We start from the raw sequence: 19,694 nt of genomic DNA on the forward strand, positions 1-19,694 counted from the left end.
TAAGAAACGCGTGCTACGGTTTTTCTGTAGCGAGCACTACAGAAATGGCTCGCCGGACGACCGAGTGCGCGTGCGGATCGGACGCACGGGCGCACAGACGAAGGGGAGGGTTCGCGATGGGTGCACTGAGCGGCAGGACGGCGCTGGTGACGGGCGGCGGCCGGGGAATCGGCCGGGCGATCTCGGAGCGGCTGGGACGGGACGGGGCACGGGTCGGCGTGCACTACGGGAGCGATGCGACGGCGGCGAAGGAGACGGTCACGGCGATCGAGGCGGCGGGCGGCGAGGCGTTCACGCTGCGCGCGGAGCTGGGGGTGCCCGGGGACGCCGAGACGCTGTGGGCCGCGTTCGACGAACAGGCCGACGGACTGGACATCCTGGTGAACAACGCCGGGATCAACAAGGCGCTGGACGGCACGCTGCGCCCCTTCGGCGAGATCACGCGCGACGACCTCGAGCACCTCTTCGCGGTCAACGCCACCGCGCCGTTCTTCGTGATCCAGCAGGGGCTGTCCCGGCTGCGGGACGGCGGACGGATCGTCAATGTCTCCACCGGACTGACGCAGACCGCCGCCAAGTCCGACCTGCTCGCCTATGCGATGTCCAAGGGCGGGGTCGACGTGCTGACCCGTTCGCTGGCGCTGGAGCTCGGCCCCCGCGGCATCACGGTCAACACCGTGGCCCCCGGCGCGGTCGACACCGATATGAACGCCGCCTGGCTGCGCGGCGAGGACAACGCCGCGGCGCGCACGGCGACCGGCGCGCGCTCCCCGCTGGGGCGGGTGGCGGACCCGACCGACATCGGCGACATCGTGGCGTTCCTCGCCTCGGACGACAGCCGGTGGGTGACGGGCCAGTGGATAGACGGCAGCGGCGGCGCGCTGCTCTGACGGGGCGGCATCCCGCCGGCGGGTCCCGATGCGGGCGCCCGCACCGGACCAGGCGCGCTCGGTCACCGGCCCGGTCATTGGCCCGGTCATCGGGGCGACGGGGTGCGGTGGGGAAAACGTGCGTTTTTGTTCAGCGGTGCCACGGGGTGGCGTATGCCCGCCTCTGCTAGATTGGTCTATACCACATAGCCCATTCTTCAGAACGGCAGGCCAAGCGTGGAAGTTGTCATCGTCCCGGACGCCGCCGCAGGCGGCGAGCTCATCGCGGAGGCCATCGCCGCCCTGGTGCGCCGCAAGCCCGAGGCGCTGCTCGGCGTGGCCACCGGCTCGACCCCGCTGCCCGTCTACGAGGCCCTGGCGGCGAAGGTCCGGGCCGGTGCGGTGGACGCCTCGCGGGCCCGGATCTGCCAGCTCGACGAGTATGTGGGCCTGCCCGCCGGGCACCCCGAGTCGTATCGCTCGGTGGTGCTGCGCGAGGTGGTGGAGCCGCTGGGGCTCGACCAGAGCGCGTTCATGGGTCCGGACGGCACGGCGGAGGACGTCCAGGCCGCCTGCGAGGCGTACGACAGTGCGCTGCGCGACGCCGGCGGGGTGGACCTCCAGCTGCTCGGCATCGGCACCGACGGGCACATCGGCTTCAACGAGCCCTGCTCGTCGCTGGCTTCGCGGACCCGCATCAAGACCCTCACCCGGCAGACCCGGGAGGACAACGCCCGCTTCTTCGACAGCCCGGAGGAGGTACCGCAGCACGTCATCACCCAGGGCATCGGCACCATCCTGGAGGCCCGCCATCTGGTGCTGCTCGCCACGGGCGAGGGCAAGGCCGACGCCGTGGCCCAGGCCGTGGAGGGCCCGGTCGCCGCGCTGGTCCCGGCCTCGGCGCTGCAGCTCCACCCGCATGCGACGGTGGTCGTCGACGAGGCCGCGGCCTCCAAGCTGAAGCTGGCCGAGTACTTCCGCGCGACCTACGCCGCCAAGCCGGCGTGGCAGGGGCTCTGACGGGAGACGCCGCGGCCCGAGGGCCCGTACCGGTGCCGGGCCCTGGCGGGAGCGGCGCGGGTGCGGGCCCTCGTCGCCCCGCCCCGCCGGGCGGCGCCCCGCAGCCATGGCGCGACGCCCGTCGGGGGCAGCCGGTGCGGACGCACGGCCCGCCGGAACGGCTGCCTGTCGGGGGGGGTGGTTGCCCGCCTCGGGGGGCTGCCCTGCCCTTCGGGGACTGCCTTGCCCTTCGGGGCTGCCCTCATCGGGTTCCCCTTCGCGGGCAGGGAGCCGGCGTCGGGGGCTGCTGCTCTGCCGGGGCGGGCAGCCGACGGCTAAGGGCCGGCCCCTCGGGGCGGGGCCGAGGCCGGAGGGCAGTCCCCCTCCGGGCGGGTAGTTGGTGTTGCGGGCCGGCCCGTACGGGGCTGGTACCGAGGCCGGAGGACTGGCCCGCCCGGGCGGGGAGTTGACGTTGCGGGCCGGCCCCTCGGGGCGGGGGCCGAGGGGCCGGAGGGCAGTCCGTCCGGGCGGGATCTGATGTCGGGGGAAGCGTCGGCAGGGGTGCCGGAGGCGGTTCGTCGCCTATGGCGCCTGGCCCGTGAGGGCTTCTGCTGCGGCCTGGGCGCAGACGCGGGCGGCGCCGTGGGTGGCGAGGTGCGGGGTGCCCTGGGGCGGGGCCTGGGGGACGCCCATCTCGACGACGGCGGTGCGGGGGCGGGCGGCCAGCAGGGTGTGCAGGGCGTCGGCCATCCACGGGTGGCGGTGCAGGTCGCGGACGACGGCCACGACGGGGCGGTCGCCGGCGGTGGTGAGCAGGGTGTCGACGAGGGCGCGGGGGCCGGCCCCGGCGTCCTCGGCCGTGTAGGCGGCGGTCCGGGTGCCGGGGAGGAGCCGGGTCAGTTCGGCGGCGACGCCCCAGGGGGTTTCGTCCCCGACGGCGATGTTGGCGAGGGGGGTGAAGGCGGCCACGTACACGGGGCCGGTGAGCGGCTCGTGCGGGGTGGTGGAGGTCAGCCGGAGGGCGCGGCGGGCGGCGGTCAGGCCGATTCCGGGGGCCGGCGCGGCGCCCTCCCCCGTGGCGGCGTTCCGGGTCCACCGGGCCAGGGTGCGGACGCGGGACGCGGCGTCGGCGAGCCGTTCCTCGGGCAGTTCGCCCTCCCGGACGGCGTGCACCAGGGCGTCGCGGAGCCGCAGCACGGTGCCCTCGTCGGCCAGGCCGCCGCCGACGCAGATCGCGTCGGCCCCGGCCGCGAGGGCCAGGACGCTGCCGCGGGCGAGGCCGTAGGTGGCGGAGATCGCCCGCATCTCCATGCCGTCGGTGATGATCAGGCCGTCGAAACCGAGGCCGCCCTCGGTGACGGGGGCGCGCAGCAGGCCGTGCAGGGCGGCCGGGCTGAGTGTGGCGGGGCGTTCGGCGTCCAGGGCGGGCAGCAGGATGTGGGCGCTCATCACGGCGCGGGTGCCGGCGGCCACCGCGGCGCGGAACGGCACCAGTTCGCGTTCCTGAAGGGTCGCCAGGTCGGCGTTGATGCGGGGGAGGTCGTGGTGGGAGTCGGTGGCGGTGTCGCCGTGGCCGGGGAAGTGCTTGGTGCAGGCGGCGACGCCGGCGGACTGCAGCCCCTCGACGTAGGCGGCGGTGTGCCGGGCGACGAGTTCGGGGTCGGCGCCGAAGGAGCGGACGCCGATGACGGGGTTGGCGGGGTTGGAGTTGACGTCGGCGGAGGGCGCCCAGTTGACGTTGATGCCGCAGTCGGCCAGCCGGCGGCCGAGTTCGCGGGCGACGTCGCGGGTCAGCCGGGTGTCGTCGACGGCACCGAGCGCGAGGTTGCCGGGGAAGGAGGAGCCGCCGCGCACTTCGAGGCGGGTGACGTCGCCGCCCTCCTCGTCGATGGCGATCAGCAGGTCCTCGCGGATCGCGCGCAACTGTCCGGTGAGCGTGGCGAGTTGGGCGGGGGTGTGCACATTGCGGCCGAAGAGGGCGACGGTCGCCAGGCCCTCGTCGAGGCGGCGCAGCAGCCAGTCCGGTGCGGTGGTGCCGGTGAAGCCGGGCTGGAGGACGGCGAGCGCGTCCCGGGTGAGGGTGTCGGCGGAGCGGACGACGGTGGCCATGGGCTATCCCTTCACTGCGCCGGAGGTGAGACCGCCGACGGCCTTGCGCTGCAGGAACAGGAAGAGGACGAGGATCGGGAGGGCGAAGAGGGAGGCGGCGGCCATGGTGGCGCCCCAGTCGTCGCCGAACTGCGTCTGGAACTGCGAGAGCCACAGCGGCAGGGTGCCGGTGCCGGGTTCCTTGTTGAGCACCAGCACGAGCGGGAACTCGTTCCAGGCGGTGATGAAGCCGAAGAGGGAGGTGGCCATCAGGCCGGGGGCCAGCAGCGGCAGGACGACCCTGACGAACGCCTGGCGGCGCGAGCAGCCGTCGACCATCGCGGACTCCTCCAGCTCCTTGGGGACGGCGGCGACATAGCCGCGCAGCGTCAGGAGGGTGAAGGGGAGCACCATCAGCATGTAGAAGAAGGTGAGCGGCAGCAGGCTGTTGAGCAGGTCGGCGTCCCGGACGATCAGGTAGATCGAGATGACCATGACCTCCCAGGGTGCCATCTGGGCGACCATGAAGGTCAGCAGGATGCCTTTGCGGCCCTTGAAGCGCATCCGGGCCAGGGCGAACGCGCCGCACAGCGCGATCACCAGCGACAGTCCGACGGCGAGCACGGTCACCAGGACGGAGTTCCCCACCAGCCGCCAGAAGTCGGGGGCGTTCACCGCGGTCGCGAAGTGTTCGAGGGTGCCGTGGAAGGGGACCCACACCGGGTCCTCGCTGAGGATGTCCCGGGCCGGTTTGAAGGCCGTGGCGAACATCCAGTACACGGGGAAGACGAAGAGCAGCGCGAGGACGGCGGCGGTCGCGTTGGGCCAGATCCGGCCGGCGAGTGAGCGCTTCACAGCGCGTCCTCCTCTTGCTTGAGCGTCAGGCGCAGGTAGTACGCGGTGAGGGCGAGCAGCACGACGATGGTCAGGACGGAGATCGCGGCGCCCATCCCGAAGTGGAGGTTGCCGACGCCCTCGGTGAAGGCGTAGATCGGCAGCGTCTCGGTGAGCCGGTCGGGGCCGCCCTGGTTGATGGCGAAGATCTGCGGGAACGCCTTGAAGACCCAGATGACTTCGAGGAACGTCGTGGCCAGGAAGAAGGGCCGCAGGAAGGGGAAGGTGACGGAGGTGAAGATCTTCCAGGTGCCGGCGCCGTCCATACGGGCCGCCTCGTAGAGCTCCTTGGGGATCGTCGTGGTGGCCGCGTAGAGGTTGAGGGCCACGAACGGCAGCGACTGCCAGACGATCAGGACGGTGATGACGAAGAAGGTGGACAGCTGCGTGCCGACCCAGTCGTAGCGGGCCATGGAGTGCCAACCGAGGTTGTCCAGCAGCCAGTTGACGACGCCGTAGCGGGAGTCGAAGAGCCACTGGAAGACGGTGGTGGCGGCGATCGACGGCATCGCCCAGGCCAGCACCAGCGCCACCGACAGCACCAGGCGCATCTTCGTGCCGAGCCGGGCCAGCAGCAGTCCGAGCAGGGTGCCGAGCACCATGATCAGGACGACGTTGACGGCGGTGAAGGCGATGGTGCGGACGGTGACCCGCCAGAACTGCCCGCTGCCCAGGACCTCCTGGTAGTTGCCCAGCCCCTGCCAGTCGGTGAGGTGCTGGATCAGCTCCTTCATGTTGAGGTTCTGGAAGGAGAGCACCAGGTTGCGGACGAGGGGCCAGCCGAGGAAGACCGCGGTGGCGAGCAGGGCCGGGAGCAGCAGCAGGTAGGGCGCGCCGCGGGCGGCCCGCCGGGCGCCGGGGCCGCGCCGGGCGGGCGGTGCGCCGCCCTTGCCGGTCCGCGGCGCGGTCCTCCCCGCCGCTTCGTCGAGCTGCACTGCCATGAGCGTGTGGTCCCCTCGTTCCCGTGGTTGCGCCTGTGGTGCGTGTGGAGGCGGCCGCCGGCCCCGCGGGGTGCCGGCCCGGCGCGGTGCCGGCCCGGCGCGGTGCCGGCGGCCGCGGCCGGTGTCCGGGCGTACGGGCGGGGGCCGGGCGGCCCGGCCGGGCCCGTACGCGTCCGGTGGCCGGCTACTGCTTGGCGAGCCGGGCGTTGAGCTCGGACTCGATGTCCTTGGCGGCGTCGGCCGGGGCCTTACCGTTCAGGACCGCGGTCATGTAGTTCTTGATCGGGTTGGGCACGTTCTCCACCGCGGCCCACTGCGGGATCAGCGGGGTGGTGCCGCCGGACTTCTCGGCCGCCGGGGCGGCGGCCGTGGCGGCCGGGTTGCCCTTGGCGGCGCCGGTCAGGGCCGGGGACTTGGGCGTCCAGCCGGCTTCCCTGACCATCTGGGCGTCGTTGTCCTTGGAGAGCGCGACCTTGAGGAATTCCTTGGCGAGTTCCTGGTTCTTGCCCATTCCGGCGACCGCGAAGTTGGAGCCGCCGAGGAAGACACCCTCGGGCTTTCCGGCACTCTCCCCCGGAATGGTGAAGAAGCCGATGTCGTCCTTGATGGCCGGATTGGTCTTGATGGCGGTGGCGGCCTCGTATCCCATGGCGATGAGGGCGCCGGTCTTCCCCTTGGCGAAGATCTCGGCCTGCTGCGGGGTGGCCTCGTCCTTGTTCTTCGGGGCGGTGCTGAACGCCTGGTACTGCCGGTAGATGTCCATGGCCTTGGCGACCTTGGGGTCACCGAAATTGGAAACCCACTTGCCGCCTTCCTTCTTCACCAGCTGGGCGCCGGTGCCGATGGTCAGGCCGTCGAGGAAGTACCAGTTCTGGCCGGGCAGGTAGAGCGGCTCGGCGTCGGTCTTCTGCTTGATGGCCTCGAAGTCGTGGAACAGCTCGGCGCGGGTGGCCGGGGTCTTGGTGATACCGGCCTTCGCCCAGATCTTCTTGTTGTACATCACCACGCGGTTGCCGGCGAACCACGGCAGCGCGTACTGCTTTCCGTCCACCGTCGCGGCCTTGTTGAAGGCGTCGTTCCAGTCGGCGCCGATCTCCTTCTTCAGGTCGCCGAGGTCGGCCAGGGCACCGGCCTTGGCGTAGGCGGCGGTCTGGGTGTTGCCGATCTCGACGACGTCCGGCGGGGTGTCCTCGGAGAGCGCGGTGCTCAGTTTCTGCTGAATGCCGTTCCACTGCTGGACCTTGAATTCCACGGTGGCGCCGGTCTTCTTCTGGAATTGCTCGGAGACCTGCTTCGTCCATTGCGCCGGATTGGATCCGGACATCACCCAGACGGTCAGCTTCTTTCCCTTGAAACCGTCGGCACCCGCATTTCCGCTGCTCGACCCACAGGCAGCGACACTCACCAGCATTCCCGCGACCGCGGTCGCCGCTATGAGCCCACGCTTCATCGCGCTCTCCCCCTCGAGGACGGGTTTGGCTTTAATGGTTTAGACCAGTTCTCGCAGCTTGGCCTAGACCTTTAGGGGTGTCAAGGGTGTATAAGAGTCGCTGTCAGGTCCGTTACCGGACCGACATCTGACGGGCCGGGACCCGCGCCGGCGCATGGGCATCCCGTCCGTGCCACGATGTGAGCCGCTACGTACGGAGGAGCCGGTGACGGCAGCACGACAGGCATCGGAGAGGCGGGTCATGGACACCGAGGCGGGCAGCGCCGAGAACGGCGGCGGCGCACGGACCGCCCGGGTGCCCAAGTACTACCGGCTCAAGCGGCATTTGCTGGAGATCACCGAGACCCTGCCGCCGGGCACCCCGGTGCCGCCCGAGCGCACCCTCGCCGCGGAGTTCGACACCTCCCGCACCACGGTGCGCCAGGCCCTCCAGGAACTGGTCGTCGAGGGCCGCCTGGAGCGCATCCAGGGCAAGGGCACCTTCGTCGCCAAGCCCAAGGTCTCCCAGGCGCTGCAACTGACCTCCTACACGGAGGACATGCGGGCCCAGGGCCTGGAGCCGACCTCCCAGCTGCTGGACATCGGCTACGTCACCGCCGACGACCGGCTGGCCGGGCTGCTGGACATCGCCGCCGGCGGCCGGGTGCTGCGCATCGAGCGGCTGCGGCTGGCCAGCGGCGAGCCGATGGCGATCGAGACCACCCATCTGTCGGCCCGGCGGTTCCCCGCGCTCCGCCGCAACCTCGTCAAGTACACGTCCCTGTACACCGCGCTGGCCGAGGTCTACGACGTGCGGCTGGCCGAGGCCGAGGAGACCATCGAGACCTCGCTGGCCACCCCGCGCGAGGCCGGTCTGCTGGGCACCGACGTCGGGCTGCCGATGCTGATGCTCTCCCGGCACTCCCTGGACGCCCAGGGACGGCCGGTGGAGTGGGTGCGCTCGGTCTACCGCGGCGACCGCTACAAGTTCGTCGCCCGCCTCCAGCGACCGGCGGACTGAGCCGCCCGCGCCCTCCCACCGGGCCCGTCCGGGCGCCGGGCCGGCCCAACTCCCCCACGGCAGAGGTGTCGTACCGACGGCAACGGTGTCGTACCGATATGCGGACGGCTAGTGACGCGTGCCACGGCCCTGGCTTAGATTTCCAGCCGATCACCCACCGGAATTCACCGAGTTCACCAGGGACGGGAGCCACGGTCATGGCCGAGAACGCCGCACCACCGGACCGCAGACCGGTCGTCACCCCCACACGCGTGGTGGCCGGATTGTGTCTGCTCGCTCCGTTCGTCGCGATGCTGTGGGTGAGTTCGTACGCGCGGATCGAGCCGACGCTGATCGGGGTCCCGTTCTTCTACTGGTACCAGATGGCGTGGGTGCTGATCTCGACGGCGCTGACGTCCCTGGCCTACCGGCTCGTCCGGCGTGAGCAGCGCGCCCGCAAGGGCGGTGCGGCCCGATGACGACCTCCGTCACGACCCTCGCCGCCGCCTCCCGGGGCGTCAACGGCGTGACCCTCGCCGTCTTCGTCTTCTTCTTCCTCGCCGTCACGGTCATGGGCTTCCTGGCCGCGCGCTGGCGCCGCGCCGAGCAGTCCGCCAACCTCGACGAATGGGGCCTGGGCGGGCGCAGCTTCGGCACCTGGGTCACGTGGTTCCTGCTCGGCGGCGACCTCTACACCGCCTACACGTTCGTGGCGGTGCCGGCGGCGATCTACACGGCGGGCGCGTCCGGCTTCTTCGCCGTCCCGTACACCATCCTGGTCTACCCGCTGATCTTCACCTTCCTGCCCCGGCTGTGGTCGGTCTCGCACCGGCACGGGTACGTCACCACCTCCGACTTCGTCCGCGGCCGCTTCGGCTCCAAGGGCCTGTCGCTGGCGGTGGCGCTCACCGGGCTGCTCGCCACGATGCCGTACATCGCGCTCCAACTCGTCGGCATCCAGGCCGTCCTGGACGTCATGGGCGTCGGCGGCGGCGAGCACGCCAACTGGTTCGTCAAGGACCTGCCGCTGCTGATCGCGTTCGCGGTGCTGGCCGCGTACACCTACTCCTCGGGGCTGCGGGCGCCGGCGCTGATCGCGTTCGTCAAGGACGGGCTGATCTACCTCGTCATCGGGGTGGCGATCATCTACATCCCGATCAAGCTGGGCGGCTTCGGCGAGATCTTCCACACGGCCGGCAAGGCCCTGGCCCAGCACGGGCCGACCGGCAAACCGCGCGGCGAACTGACCAGCGGCCCCAACGCCCAGTGGGCGTACGCCACGCTGGCGCTCGGCTCGGCGCTGGCGCTGTTCATGTACCCGCACTCGATCACCGCGACGCTCTCCTCGCGCAGCCGCAACGTCATCCGCCGCAACACCACCATCCTCCCGCTCTATTCCCTGATGCTGGGCTTCCTCGCGCTGCTCGGCTTCATGGCGCTCAAGGCCGGGACGGACACCCGGGGCAACGCACAGCTGGCGATCCCGCAGCTCTTCGCGGACATGTTCCCCAGCTGGTTCGCAGGCGTGGCGTTCGCCGCGATCGGCATCGGCGCGCTGGTGCCGGCCGCGATCATGTCGATCGCCGCCGCCAACCTCTTCACCCGGAACGTCTACAAGGACTTCCTCAAGCCGGGCGCCACGCCCGAGCAGGAGCACAAGGTCGCCAAGCTGGTCTCCCTCCTGGTCAAGGTCGGGGCGCTGGCCTTCGTCCTCACCATGGACAAGACCGTCGCCATCAACTTCCAGCTGCTGGGCGGCATCTGGATCCTGCAGACCATGCCGGCACTGGTCGGCGGCCTCTTCACCCGCTGGTTCCACCGCTGGGCGCTGCTGGCCGGCTGGGCGCTCGGCATGGTCTACGGCACCCTCGCGGCATACGGGGTGGCCAGCCCGACCCAGAAGCACTTCGGCGGCTCCAGCGCGGAGATCCCCGGCATCGGCCAGATCGGCTACATCGGCCTCACCGCCTTCGTCCTGAACGTCGTGGTGACGGTCGTCCTGACGCTCGTCCTGAAGGCCCTCAAGGCCCCCGAGGGCACCGACGAGACCTCCCCCGACGACTACACCGCCGACCTCGGCGACAAGGGCGTCACCGCCGACCTGCCCCCGGCGACGGCGGGGGCACCGGCGGGGCACTGACGCTCCACCGCCCACGAACAGGGCCGCCGCACTCCCCTGCGGGACGCGGCGGCCCTGCGCTGTACGGGGACGCGCGCGGCCGGGGGGCGCAGTCCTTCAGCCGCCGGGTGTCGAACGCCATACCCACGGGAGACGGAAGGAAGAGCCGCTCGCCGAACGGCACGGTGCGGACCTCCGCGTACCGCGCGCCGCGCGGTCGACTGCGGACGATCGACTCCCGCGCCTCCCGGTCGACCAGGAGATAGACCGGGATACCGGTCGCCGCGTACACGGCGGGCTTCTCCTCTCGGGAGCACCGGTCGGTCTCCGGGTCGTACGCCGTGATCTCGGCCACCATCAACACCGGCTCCGGGTCCACCCATTCGCCCTGGCGGGCGAAGGCTTCGCCGGGGGCGAGCGCGCCGTCCGCCCGGACCCGATCGCTGCGGCACGGCTGCGCCTTGAGCCCCTGGGCCGGGTGGAGCCACAGCTCGGGACGGTGCGCGAGAGCGCCGCGCGTCAGCCACTCGACGGCGATTCCGCGGTTTCCGTCCGTCCGGGCCTTGGGCCTCGTCCGCCCGTTGACGAACTCCAGCCATGCGCCCTGCTCCTCGCGGGCGTGTATCCGGGCCGTCTCCTCGAATTGCTCGGTGGGTGTGCGCAGCGGCCGATCGGCGGGCGGGGGCATGGAACCTCCTCCTTCCGGAGAGCGGGCGGATGGAACAACAGCCATCACCGACCATAACGACGGCCGCTGACAGTGGCGTTCGCGCTCAACACCGCGTCCGCACACGCCCGTTGCCCACGCCACACTGGTCCCATGGACATCACGATCAGGCCCATACGCCAGGCGGAGTTCGCGACGGTCGGGGAGTTGGTGACGTAGGTGTATCTGGCCGACGGACTGCTGCGCGGCGGGGACGATCCGTACGCGGCGGTGCTGCGGAACGTGGCGCACCGGGCGGCGCACGCCGAGGTGCTGGTGGCCACGGACGGGGTGGACGGGACGGACGGGACGGTGCTGGGCGCGGTGACGTTCGCGGCGCACGGGAGTCCGTACGCGGAGCTGGCCGGGCCCGGGGAGGGCGAGTTCCGGATGCTGGCGGTGCGTCCCGAGGGGCGCGGGCGCGGCATCGGGGAGGCGCTGGTGCGGGCCTGCCTGGACCGGGCGCGGGCGCTGGGGCTGCGGGGCATGGTGCTGTCGAGCCAGCGGCAGCTGCTGCCGGCGCACCGGCTGTACGGGCGGCTGGGGTTCGCGCGGGCGGCCGGGCGGGACTGGGAGCCGGTCCCCGGGCTCACCCTGTGGGCGTTCGCCCGCGAGCTGGCCTGAGGGGGGTTCGAAGAGCCAAGCCGTCCAGGGGCGTTGCGAGGTCCCGCCAGGGGCGCTGTGAGGGCCCTCCAGAGGCGTTCCGGGGGGCCTCCGGCAGGTCGGGGCCTCGCACATCTGTGGGAATGATATGAGGCGGCGACACAAGATGTGGGGGTGCACGCGGGGAGCGACACAAGATGTATGCTCGTCCTCGCTGTCGCCGCAGGGGAATCCGGTGCGAATCCGGAACTGTCCCGCAACGGTGTGTGAGCGTGATCCACGGGCCGTCCCCACGTGCCCGGCGCCCCGCTCCCGAGTCCGAGGACCTGCCGACGGTACGCCCGCACCGCCATCGGTGCGGCGTCGATACGTCCGGGCCCCGAGGGGTGGGCCGACTGGACGCCGCGCGGCCGGCCCGCGCACCCCCGGTTCGCCGTGGGGTGCCCCCTTGCCCGCACGGCTCCCGTCGCGCCACCGCCCCTCCCGGCCCCCGCCGAGTGAGGGAGAGCATCAGGTGACCATCGCGCCAACGGAGCCCGCGTCAGACGCCGAGGTCGTGCAGCCCGTGGTGGCCACGCCTCCCGCGCACGAGGACGGCCCGGGCGTCGCCCTGCTGCGCACGCTGACCGAGCTGACCGCGGACCTGACCGCGACCGACCCCGGCAAGGTGGCCGCCGCCGCGCTGCGCGGCCGGCACCCCGGGTCCGACGAGGCCGAACTGCGGTCGCTGGCCATCGAGGCCGCGGCCGGGCTGATCGGTGACGAGCCGCAGTACTCCCGGCTCGCGGCCCGCCTGCTCACCCTCGCCATCGCCGAGGAGGCCGCCGGGCAGGGCGCCACCTCCTTCTCCGCGTCGATCGCGGTCGGCCACCAGGAGGGCCTGATCGCGGACCGCACCGCCGAGTTCGCCGGCACGCACGCCGCGGAGCTGGACGCGCTGGTGGACGGGGCGCTGGCGGCCGGCGCCGACGACCGGTTCGGGTACTTCGGGCTGCGCACCCTGCACTCGCGCTATCTGCTGCGCCACCCCACCACCCGCAAGGTGATCGAGACGCCCCAGCACTTCCTGCTGCGGGTGGCCTGCGGTCTGGCCGAGGACGACTCCGCGCGGGCGCTCGCGGACGTCGCCGAGCTGTACCGGCTGACCAGCACGCTGTCCTACCTGCCGTCCTCCCCCACGCTCTTCAACTCCGGCACCCGCCACCCGCAGATGTCCTCCTGCTATCTGCTGGACTCCCCGCTGGACGAGCTGGACTCCATCTACGGCCGCTACCACCAGGTGGCCCGGCTCTCCAAGCACGCCGGCGGCATCGGGCTGTCGTACTCCCGGATCCGCGCCCGCGGTTCGCTGATCCGCGGCACCAACGGGCACTCCAACGGCATCGTGCCGTTCCTGCGCACCCTGGACGCGTCGGTGGCGGCGGTCAACCAGGGTGGCCGTCGCAAGGGCGCGGCCTGCGTCTACCTGGAGACCTGGCACGCCGACATCGAGGAGTTCCTGGAGCTGCGGGACAACACCGGCGAGGAGGCCCGCCGGACCCACAACCTCAACATCGCGCACTGGATCCCGGACGAGTTCATGCGCCGGGTGGAGGCGGACGCGGACTGGTCGCTGTTCTCCCCCTCGGACGTGCCCGAGCTGGTCGACCTGTGGGGCGCGGAGTTCGACGCCGCCTACCGGGCCGCGGAGGCCGCGGGCAAGGCCCTCAAGCAGGTGCCGGCGCGGGTGCTGTACTCCCGGATGATGCGCACCCTGGCGCAGACCGGCAACGGCTGGATGACGTTCAAGGACGCCGCCAACCGCACCGCCAACCAGACCGCCGAGCCCGGCCGGGTCGTGCACTCCTCCAACCTGTGCACGGAGATCCTGGAGGTCACCGACGACGGGGAGACCGCGGTCTGCAACCTGGGGTCGGTCAACCTGGCGGCGCACCTCGGTGCCGACGGCGCGATGGACTGGGAGAAGCTGGACGCCACCGTCCGCACCGCGGTGACCTTCCTCGACCGGGTCGTGGACATCAACTTCTACCCGACCGAGCAGGCAGCCGCCTCCAACTCCCGCTGGCGGCCGGTGGGTCTGGGCCTGATGGGCCTGCAGGACGTCTTCTTCCGGCTGCGGCTGCCGTTCGACTCGGCCGAGGCCCGGGAGCTGTCGACGCGCATCTCCGAGCGGATCATGCTCGCCGCCTACGAGGCGTCCGCCGACCTCGCCGAGCGGCACGGCCCGCACGAGAACTGGTCCGCGACCCGCACGGCGCGCGGTGTGCTGCACCCCGACCACTACCCGAACGCCGAACCGCGGTGGGCGGACCGCTGGGCGGCGCTGCGCACCCGTATCGCCACGACCGGTATGCGCAACTCCCTGTTGCTGGCCATCGCGCCGACGGCCACCATCGCCTCGATCGCCGGCGTCTACGAGTGCATCGAGCCGCAGGTCTCCAACCTCTTCAAGCGCGAGACGCTGTCCGGCGAGTTCCTTCAGGTCAACGCGTACCTGATCGCGGAGCTCAAGGAGCTGGGCCTGTGGGACGCGCGGACCCGGGACGCGCTCCGCGAGGCCAACGGCTCCGTCCAGGAGCTGGCCTGGATCCCCGAGGACGTGCGGCACCGCTACCGCACCGCCTGGGAGATCCCGCAGCGCGCCCTGATCGACATGGCCGCGGACCGCACGCCGTTCCTGGACCAGAGCCAGTCGCTCAACCTCTTCATGGCACAGCCGACCATCGGCAAGCTCAGCTCGATGTACGCCTACGCCTGGAAGCGCGGCATCAAGACCACCTACTACCTGCGCTCGCGGCCGGCGACCCGGATCGCCCAGTCCGCCCGCGCCGCGTCCGTTCCCGCGCAGCTTCCGGTGACCGATCCCGAGGCGGTCGCCTGCTCCCTGGAAAACCCCGAGTCCTGCGAGGCATGCCAGTAATGTCCCACCCCTCCCCCGAAAAGAACGCCGCGGCCGCGCACACCGCCACCACCGACGGCAAGAAGAACCTCCTCGACCCGGGCTTCGAGCTGACCCTGCGTCCCATGCGGTACCCGGACTTCTACGACCGCTACCGCGACGCGATCAAGAACACCTGGACCGTGGAGGAGGTCGACCTCCACTCCGACGTGGCCGACCTCGCCAAGCTCTCCCCGGGCGAGCAGCACCTCATCGGCCGCCTGGTGGCGTTCTTCGCCACCGGCGACTCGATCGTCGCCAACAACCTGGTGCTGACGCTGTACAAGCACATCAACTCCCCCGAGGCGCGGCTCTACCTGAGCCGGCAGCTCTTCGAGGAGGCGGTGCACGTCCAGTTCTATCTGACGCTGCTGGACACCTACCTCCCCGACCCGGACGACCGGGCCGCCGCCTTCGCGGCCGTGGAGAACATCCCGTCCATCAGGGAGAAGGCCGAGTTCTGCTTCACGTGGATGGACTCGGTGGACAAGCTGGACCGCCTGGAGTCCAAGGCCGACCGCCGCCGCTTCCTGCTCAACCTCATCTGCTTCGCGGCGTGCATCGAGGGCCTCTTCTTCTACGGCGCCTTCGCGTACGTCTACTGGTTCCGGTCGCGCGGCCTGCTGCACGGCCTGGCCACCGGCACCAACTGGGTGTTCCGCGACGAGTCGATGCACATGGAGTTCGCCTTCTCCGTGGTGGACACCGTCCGCGAGGAGGAGCCCGACCTCTTCGACGACGCGCTCCAGCAGCAGGTCACCGACATGCTGAAGGAGGCGGTGGAGGCCGAGCTGCAGTTCGCCCGCGACCTGTGCGGTGACGGCCTGCCCGGCATGAACACCGAGTCGATGCGCGAGTACCTCCAGTGCGTCGCCGACCAGCGGCTGCGCCGCCTGGGCTTCCCGCCCGTCTTCGGCTCGGAGAACCCGTTCTCCTTCATGGAGCTGCAGAACGTCCAGGAGCTGACCAACTTCTTCGAGCGGCGCGCCTCGGCCTACCAGGTCGCCGTCGAGGGCTCGGTCTCGTTCGACGACGACTTCTGATCCCGGCCGCCGGACCTGCCGTTCCGGCCGCCCGCCGAATGTGAGCGTTCGATTAGCGGGCGGCCGGAGCGGCAACCGGAAGCCTGCCCACCACATCTACCCGGATATGGAGGGCAGGAAAAGCAGTCGCCGGTACATCGACTACCCCCGTCTGGGCCGCAAGGGGGTGCGCCGCTGGCTGCCGTCGTGGCGCCTGTGGCTGGGCACGTTCGCGTTCGGCCTCGCCTGTCTGGCGGGGCTGTTCGCGTTCGTCTACGCCACGGTCGACATCCCCAACGAGAATGCCCTGGCGGCCCGCGAGGCCACCGTCTACTACTGGGCGGACGGCAGCCAGATGGTGAGCGTCGGCGCCGTCAACCGGCAGAACATCTCCCTCGACAAGGTGCCGAAACACGTCCAGAACGCGGTGATAGCGGCGGAGAACGCCACCTTCTACGAGGACCACGGGGTCTCGCTCACGGGAATCGCCCGGGCCGCGGTGAACATGGTCTCCGGCGGGGACACCCAGGGCGGTTCGACCATCACCCAGCAATACGTGAAGAACACGTATCTCTCGCCGGACCAGACCGCCACCCGCAAGGTGAAGGAATTCGTCATCGCACTGAAGGTCAACAACCTGAAGTCGAAGGCGGAGATCCTGCGCGGCTATCTCAACACCAGCTGGTTCGGGCGCGGTTCGAACGGCATCCAGGCGGCCGCGCACGCCTATTACGGCATCGACGCCAAGAACCTGAACCCCAGTCAGGGGGCGCTGCTGGCCGCGCTACTGAAGGGCGCCGAGCAGTACGACCCGGGGCTGAGCAAGGCCAACCACCAGCGAGCGGAGGCCCGCTGGAAGTGGATACTCGACCGGCTGGTCGCCACCGGCGCGATGAGCAAGGAGGAACGGGCGGAGTACCGGGAATTCCCCGAGCCGCGCCCGGTGGCCAAGCCCACCAGCCAGGCCGGCCAGATCGGCTATCTCGTCGACATCGCCAACAAGTTCGTGAAGAGCGCCACCGGGCTGACCGACAAGGATCTGGCCCGCGGCGGCTACCGCATCCACACCACCTTCGACAAACAGCGCACCCGCCGCCTGGAAAAGGCGGTCGACGAGGTCCGTGAAAAGAACCTCGACCCGAAGAACCGCGCCGAGGACACCTACGCGGAATTCGGCGCGGCCTCGGTGCGCCCCGGCGACGGCGCGATCGTGGCACTCTACGGCGGCGCGGACGCCACCCGGCACTTCAGCAACAACGCGGACACCACGGCGGTCCCGGCCGGCTCCGCCTTCAAGCCGTTCGTGCTGGCCGCGGCCCTCCAGCAGGAGGCCGAGCAGTACGGCGACCAGCCGCGCCCGATGGACGCCCCCAGCCGGGCCGAGGAGCTGCGCGGCGCCCTGATGCAGGGCGCGAACGTGCCGTTCGTCCAGGCCGGGAAGCAGCTCGGGCTGGCGCGGATCCGGGACCTGGCGCTCGGCCTCGGGCTGCGCAAGGAGAGCCTGGCGCAGCTGGAGCAGACCTTCCCGCTGGGCACCTCGGCGCCCAGCGCCGTCCGGCTGGCCAGCGCGTACACCACCTTCGCCGACGGCGGGCTGCACGCCGAGCCGTACGCGGTCGCGAAGATGACCTACCAGGGCGGGAGCGTGGCGGGATTCGAGCGTCCCGAGCCCCGGCGGGTGGTGACGCCGGCGGTGGCGCAGGAGATGACCAACACCCTGTCGGGGCTGGGCTGGCGGGCGCTGGGCGGGCCCGGCGGCAAGCCGGTGCGGCAGCCGGTCGCGGCCGCGTCCACCGAGGCCGGGGACCGGATGAAGTCGGCGTGGTTCGTCGGCACCCCGCCGCGGTCCGGCGCCCTCGACTGGGGCCCCGGGCCGGGCGCCGGGGCCGGCTCCGGCGTGCGCGCCGAGCAGGCTCCCGGCGACGGGGAAGGCGCCGAGCCCACCACCGCGATCACCCTGTTCCGCAACAAGCCGGGCGCCCCCCAGCTGCTGCCCCTGAACGGCGTCGGCGGCCCCGACACCGGGCTGGGCACCTCGCTCCCGCCGCAGGTCTGGGCCGCCTACCAGGGCACCGCCTGACGGGCTCCCCGGTCGCCCCGTCCGTCCCGGACGCGTCAGTCGTTGGGGACGACGGGGTAGCGGGGCTCCCGCTCGGCCATCTGCTTCAGCGCGTCCTTGCGGTCCCGCTTGGAGAGCCGGTCGATGTAGAGGTAGCCGTAGAGGTGGTCGGTCTCGTGCTGGAGGCAGCGCGCGAAGTAGCCGGTGCCCTCGACCACGATCGGCTCGCCCTGGGCGTTCTGCCCGCGGACCACCGCGTAGTCGGGGCGGGGCAGCTCGGCGTACGCGCCGGGGACGGACAGGCAGCCCTCGTTGGAGTCGTCCAGCACCCGGCGGGCGGCCGGCAGCTCGTCCAGGACGGGGTTGCAGACCGCGCCGACGTGCCGGACGCCCTCGTCGTCCGGGCAGTCGTAGACGAAGACCTTGAGGTCCACGCCGATCTGGTTGGCGGCCAGGCCGACGCCCTCGGCGGTGCGCTGGCTGGCGAACATGTCGTCGATCAGCTGCGCCAGCTCGTCGTCGAACTCCGTGACGTCCTTGCACTCCTTGTGGAGGACCGGGTTGCCGACCACGGTGATCGGACGGGAGGTGCCGCGCTCCCGGTGGGCCGCCTCGCGCTCCTTGGCGTCCGTGACGTCGTCGACGAACGCGACGCTCTGCTGCTGATCGCTGTCCTGCTGGGCCATCTCCGCCGTATGCCTTCCTGCAAAACCCTCGGGTGACGCCCCAAGCCTACGGGGACCCGGCCGCCGCCAGGGCCCGGCCGGCGCACCCCGGGCCGCCACCGGCCACCGGCCCGGCGGCCGGACGTCAGCAGACCTCTTCGAGATCGCGCCATTCGCGGGTGTCCGGGCTGTCCGCGACCCAGCCGTCCAGGAGGCCGCGCACCAGGGCCGCGGGCGCCGCGATGCCGCACTCCCGCTCGGGGACCCAGAGCGACCCGGAGCCGGCGGTGCGGTGGCCGAGCGGGCCGGGATGGCCCGGCTCGCTGTGGTCGTGCGGGTCCAGGTGCTCGCCGTCGCCCTCGTCGCTGGGCATCCGGCTCTCCGAGCACATCCGGCACAGCAGCCGCACCGACGACGACCAGTCCTCCGCGGCGAAGCCGGCGTCGGCCGCCAGCTGCTCCAGCGCGTCCCGGTCGGCCTCGGTGGCGGCCTCCAGCAGCACCACCCAGGTGGGCACCGGCGAGGGCGCCCACAGCTCGATCTCGTCGAAGACCGGGAACGTCCGGGTCTCGCCGTCGGCGCCGGTGGTGGTCCGCTCGCCGTGCGGGACACCGTCGTGCAGCACCACCTCGCCCCAGCGCCGCCCGGAGGACGGCAGCGGGATGGAGAGCACCTCGATGCGGGCCGGGTCCAGACGGCGGCCCCAGACCACCTCGGCCTCGCCCTCGGGCGAGAGCCGGACCGCGGCGCTGCCCAGCGCCATGCCCCGCGGCTCCCCGGTGGGCGAGCCCTCGCCGGGGACCTTCAGGCCGTACGCCTGCCAGGCGCGGCGGGCCAGCGGCCAGTCCTGGAGGGCGGTGGCGGCGATGCCGACGTTCCACCAGTCGGGGGCCCCGGTCTCGCGGTCCAGCAGCGCCACCGCGCGCAGTCCGGCGGCCCTGGCCTGCTCCCAGTCGTGCCGGAACTTGTGCAGCAGCGCGAGGTTGAACCAGGACTCCGACAGCCAGGGCTCCATGTCCGCCGCGCGGGTCAGCAGCGCCCCCGCGTCTTCGTAACGGCCGTCGCCGATCAGCGTGAAAGCGCGGTCGGTCGCCTGCCGCCACGAGGCGGAGGGCCGGTGCCGGACCTTGCCGAAGATCTTCACGATTCCCGCCTGCTGGTTGCTCTTGTGCCGCTCCGGAGGCGTCCCGGGCGGCGCCCGGGGCCTTCTGGGGGCCCACTCGACAACCTGCCACAGATTGCCGTCGGGCTCAGCCTGGTGTGCTGCGCCCCCGTGCGGCTCATGCCCTGCGCCGACCCCCTGAACCCCCTTTCAGGGGGCTCCCTTCGCATCCAACCATGCCCATCTCGTGGGGCGCTCAT

15 protein-coding genes, 1 pseudogene and 1 riboswitch are annotated in these 19,694 nt (G+C 71.7%); of the genes and pseudogenes, 9 read left to right on the top strand and 7 right to left on the bottom strand.

The features are described from left to right. Positions 1-116 precede the first annotated feature (116 nt). Positions 117-890: an SDR family oxidoreductase gene (locus tag B073_RS0100750; protein WP_018536178.1), complete on the top strand. Its 774-nt coding sequence runs from the start codon at positions 117-119 to the stop codon at positions 888-890. Between the two features lie 216 nt (positions 891-1,106). Then, positions 1,107-1,889: a glucosamine-6-phosphate deaminase gene (gene nagB, locus B073_RS0100755; RefSeq protein ID WP_018536179.1), complete on the top strand. Its 783-nt coding sequence runs from the start codon at positions 1,107-1,109 to the stop codon at positions 1,887-1,889. A 561-nt stretch (positions 1,890-2,450) separates the two neighbouring features. On the opposite strand, the gene B073_RS0100760 is transcribed toward nagB, so the two are convergent. The 4 genes from B073_RS0100760 to B073_RS0100775 form a co-directional block, all read right to left on the bottom strand. After that, the gene (locus tag B073_RS0100760; RefSeq protein ID WP_018536180.1) at positions 2,451-3,977 is read right to left on the bottom strand and encodes a glycoside hydrolase family 3 protein; all 1,527 of its coding nucleotides are present in this window, start codon (positions 3,975-3,977) and stop codon (positions 2,451-2,453) included. Positions 3,978-3,980: 3 nt separating this feature from the next. Beyond that, a complete protein-coding gene (locus tag B073_RS0100765) occupies positions 3,981-4,811 on the bottom strand; it encodes a carbohydrate ABC transporter permease (protein WP_018536181.1) in 831 nt (276 codons plus the stop codon). After that, positions 4,808-5,791 (bottom strand): carbohydrate ABC transporter permease, encoded by a 984-nt coding sequence (locus B073_RS0100770; RefSeq protein WP_018536182.1) that lies wholly within the window; start codon positions 5,789-5,791, stop codon positions 4,808-4,810. Before B073_RS0100770 ends, B073_RS0100765 begins: the two co-directional genes overlap by 4 nt. Positions 5,792-5,975: 184 nt before the next feature. Then, positions 5,976-7,241, bottom strand: a complete 1,266-nt coding sequence (locus B073_RS0100775; RefSeq protein ID WP_037810630.1) for an extracellular solute-binding protein — start codon at positions 7,239-7,241, stop codon at positions 5,976-5,978. A 241-nt stretch (positions 7,242-7,482) separates the two neighbouring features. Between B073_RS0100775 and B073_RS0100780 the strand changes: the two genes are divergently transcribed. From B073_RS0100780 to mctP, 3 genes are all read left to right on the top strand, one after another. Next, positions 7,483-8,241: a GntR family transcriptional regulator gene (locus B073_RS0100780; protein WP_018536184.1), complete on the top strand. Its 759-nt coding sequence runs from the start codon at positions 7,483-7,485 to the stop codon at positions 8,239-8,241. Positions 8,242-8,438: 197 nt separating this feature from the next. Further along, the gene (locus B073_RS0100785) at positions 8,439-8,699 is read left to right on the top strand and encodes a DUF3311 domain-containing protein (protein WP_018536185.1); all 261 of its coding nucleotides are present in this window, start codon (positions 8,439-8,441) and stop codon (positions 8,697-8,699) included. After that, positions 8,696-10,360: a monocarboxylate uptake permease MctP gene (gene mctP, locus B073_RS0100790; protein WP_018536186.1), complete on the top strand. Its 1,665-nt coding sequence runs from the start codon at positions 8,696-8,698 to the stop codon at positions 10,358-10,360. Before B073_RS0100785 ends, mctP begins: the two co-directional genes overlap by 4 nt. Here the strand turns inward: mctP and B073_RS38770 are convergent. Next, the gene (locus B073_RS38770; RefSeq protein ID WP_018536187.1) at positions 10,311-11,027 is read right to left on the bottom strand and encodes a Uma2 family endonuclease; all 717 of its coding nucleotides are present in this window, start codon (positions 11,025-11,027) and stop codon (positions 10,311-10,313) included. The two genes, mctP and B073_RS38770, sit on opposite strands and share 50 nt — an antisense overlap. 132 nt (positions 11,028-11,159) lie before the next feature. Here B073_RS38770 and B073_RS38775 point away from each other — a divergent pair. The 4 genes and pseudogenes from B073_RS38775 to B073_RS0100815 all read left to right on the top strand — a co-directional run bounded on the left by B073_RS38775 (position 11,160) and on the right by B073_RS0100815 (position 17,688). Further along, positions 11,160-11,669 (top strand): annotated as a pseudogene (locus tag B073_RS38775) (GNAT family N-acetyltransferase). A 205-nt stretch (positions 11,670-11,874) separates the two neighbouring features. Beyond that, positions 11,875-11,975: riboswitch (cobalamin riboswitch) on the top strand. 187 nt (positions 11,976-12,162) lie between these two features. After that, entirely contained in the window at positions 12,163-14,568 is a 2,406-nt protein-coding gene (locus tag B073_RS0100805) for a ribonucleoside-diphosphate reductase subunit alpha (RefSeq protein ID WP_018536190.1), read from the top strand. Continuing rightward, positions 14,568-15,629 (top strand): ribonucleotide-diphosphate reductase subunit beta, encoded by a 1,062-nt coding sequence (locus tag B073_RS0100810; RefSeq protein ID WP_018536191.1) that lies wholly within the window; start codon positions 14,568-14,570, stop codon positions 15,627-15,629. The genes B073_RS0100805 and B073_RS0100810 overlap by 1 nt, the downstream gene beginning before the upstream one ends. Positions 15,630-15,735: 106 nt before the next feature. Beyond that, positions 15,736-17,688 (top strand): transglycosylase domain-containing protein, encoded by a 1,953-nt coding sequence (locus B073_RS0100815; protein WP_018536192.1) that lies wholly within the window; start codon positions 15,736-15,738, stop codon positions 17,686-17,688. Positions 17,689-17,723: 35 nt separating this feature from the next. Here B073_RS0100815 and def read toward each other — a convergent pair whose 3' ends face one another. Together def and B073_RS0100825 are read right to left on the bottom strand one after the other, a co-directional pair. Further along, positions 17,724-18,353 (bottom strand): peptide deformylase, encoded by a 630-nt coding sequence (gene def / locus B073_RS0100820; RefSeq protein WP_018536193.1) that lies wholly within the window; start codon positions 18,351-18,353, stop codon positions 17,724-17,726. Between the two features lie 124 nt (positions 18,354-18,477). After that, positions 18,478-19,476 carry a tetratricopeptide repeat protein gene (locus B073_RS0100825; protein WP_018536194.1) on the bottom strand — a complete coding sequence of 333 codons (999 nt, stop codon included), beginning with the start codon at positions 19,474-19,476 and terminating at the stop codon, positions 18,478-18,480. Between the last annotated feature and the right edge of the window lie 218 nt (positions 19,477-19,694).

This window comes from Streptomyces sp. MspMP-M5, assembly GCF_000373585.1.
Lineage (GTDB): Bacteria > Actinomycetota > Actinomycetes > Streptomycetales > Streptomycetaceae > Streptomyces.

What these genes read in the sequence shown, in the direction of transcription:
- B073_RS0100815 (WP_018536192.1), top strand. Translation starts at nt 15,736, where the DNA reads ATGGAGGGCAGGAAAAGCAGTCGCCGGTACATCGACTACCCCCGTCTG.
- B073_RS0100760 (WP_018536180.1), bottom strand. Translation starts at nt 3,977, where the DNA reads ATGGCCACCGTCGTCCGCTCCGCCGACACCCTCACCCGGGACGCGCTC.
- mctP (WP_018536186.1), top strand. Translation starts at nt 8,696, where the DNA reads ATGACGACCTCCGTCACGACCCTCGCCGCCGCCTCCCGGGGCGTCAAC.
- B073_RS0100775 (WP_037810630.1), bottom strand. Translation starts at nt 7,241, where the DNA reads ATGAAGCGTGGGCTCATAGCGGCGACCGCGGTCGCGGGAATGCTGGTG.
- B073_RS0100785 (WP_018536185.1), top strand. Translation starts at nt 8,439, where the DNA reads ATGGCCGAGAACGCCGCACCACCGGACCGCAGACCGGTCGTCACCCCC.
- B073_RS38770 (WP_018536187.1), bottom strand. Translation starts at nt 11,027, where the DNA reads ATGCCCCCGCCCGCCGATCGGCCGCTGCGCACACCCACCGAGCAATTC.
- B073_RS0100750 (WP_018536178.1), top strand. Translation starts at nt 117, where the DNA reads ATGGGTGCACTGAGCGGCAGGACGGCGCTGGTGACGGGCGGCGGCCGG.
- B073_RS0100770 (WP_018536182.1), bottom strand. Translation starts at nt 5,791, where the DNA reads ATGGCAGTGCAGCTCGACGAAGCGGCGGGGAGGACCGCGCCGCGGACC.
- B073_RS0100810 (WP_018536191.1), top strand. Translation starts at nt 14,568, where the DNA reads ATGTCCCACCCCTCCCCCGAAAAGAACGCCGCGGCCGCGCACACCGCC.
- def (WP_018536193.1), bottom strand. Translation starts at nt 18,353, where the DNA reads ATGGCCCAGCAGGACAGCGATCAGCAGCAGAGCGTCGCGTTCGTCGAC.
- B073_RS0100780 (WP_018536184.1), top strand. Translation starts at nt 7,483, where the DNA reads ATGGACACCGAGGCGGGCAGCGCCGAGAACGGCGGCGGCGCACGGACC.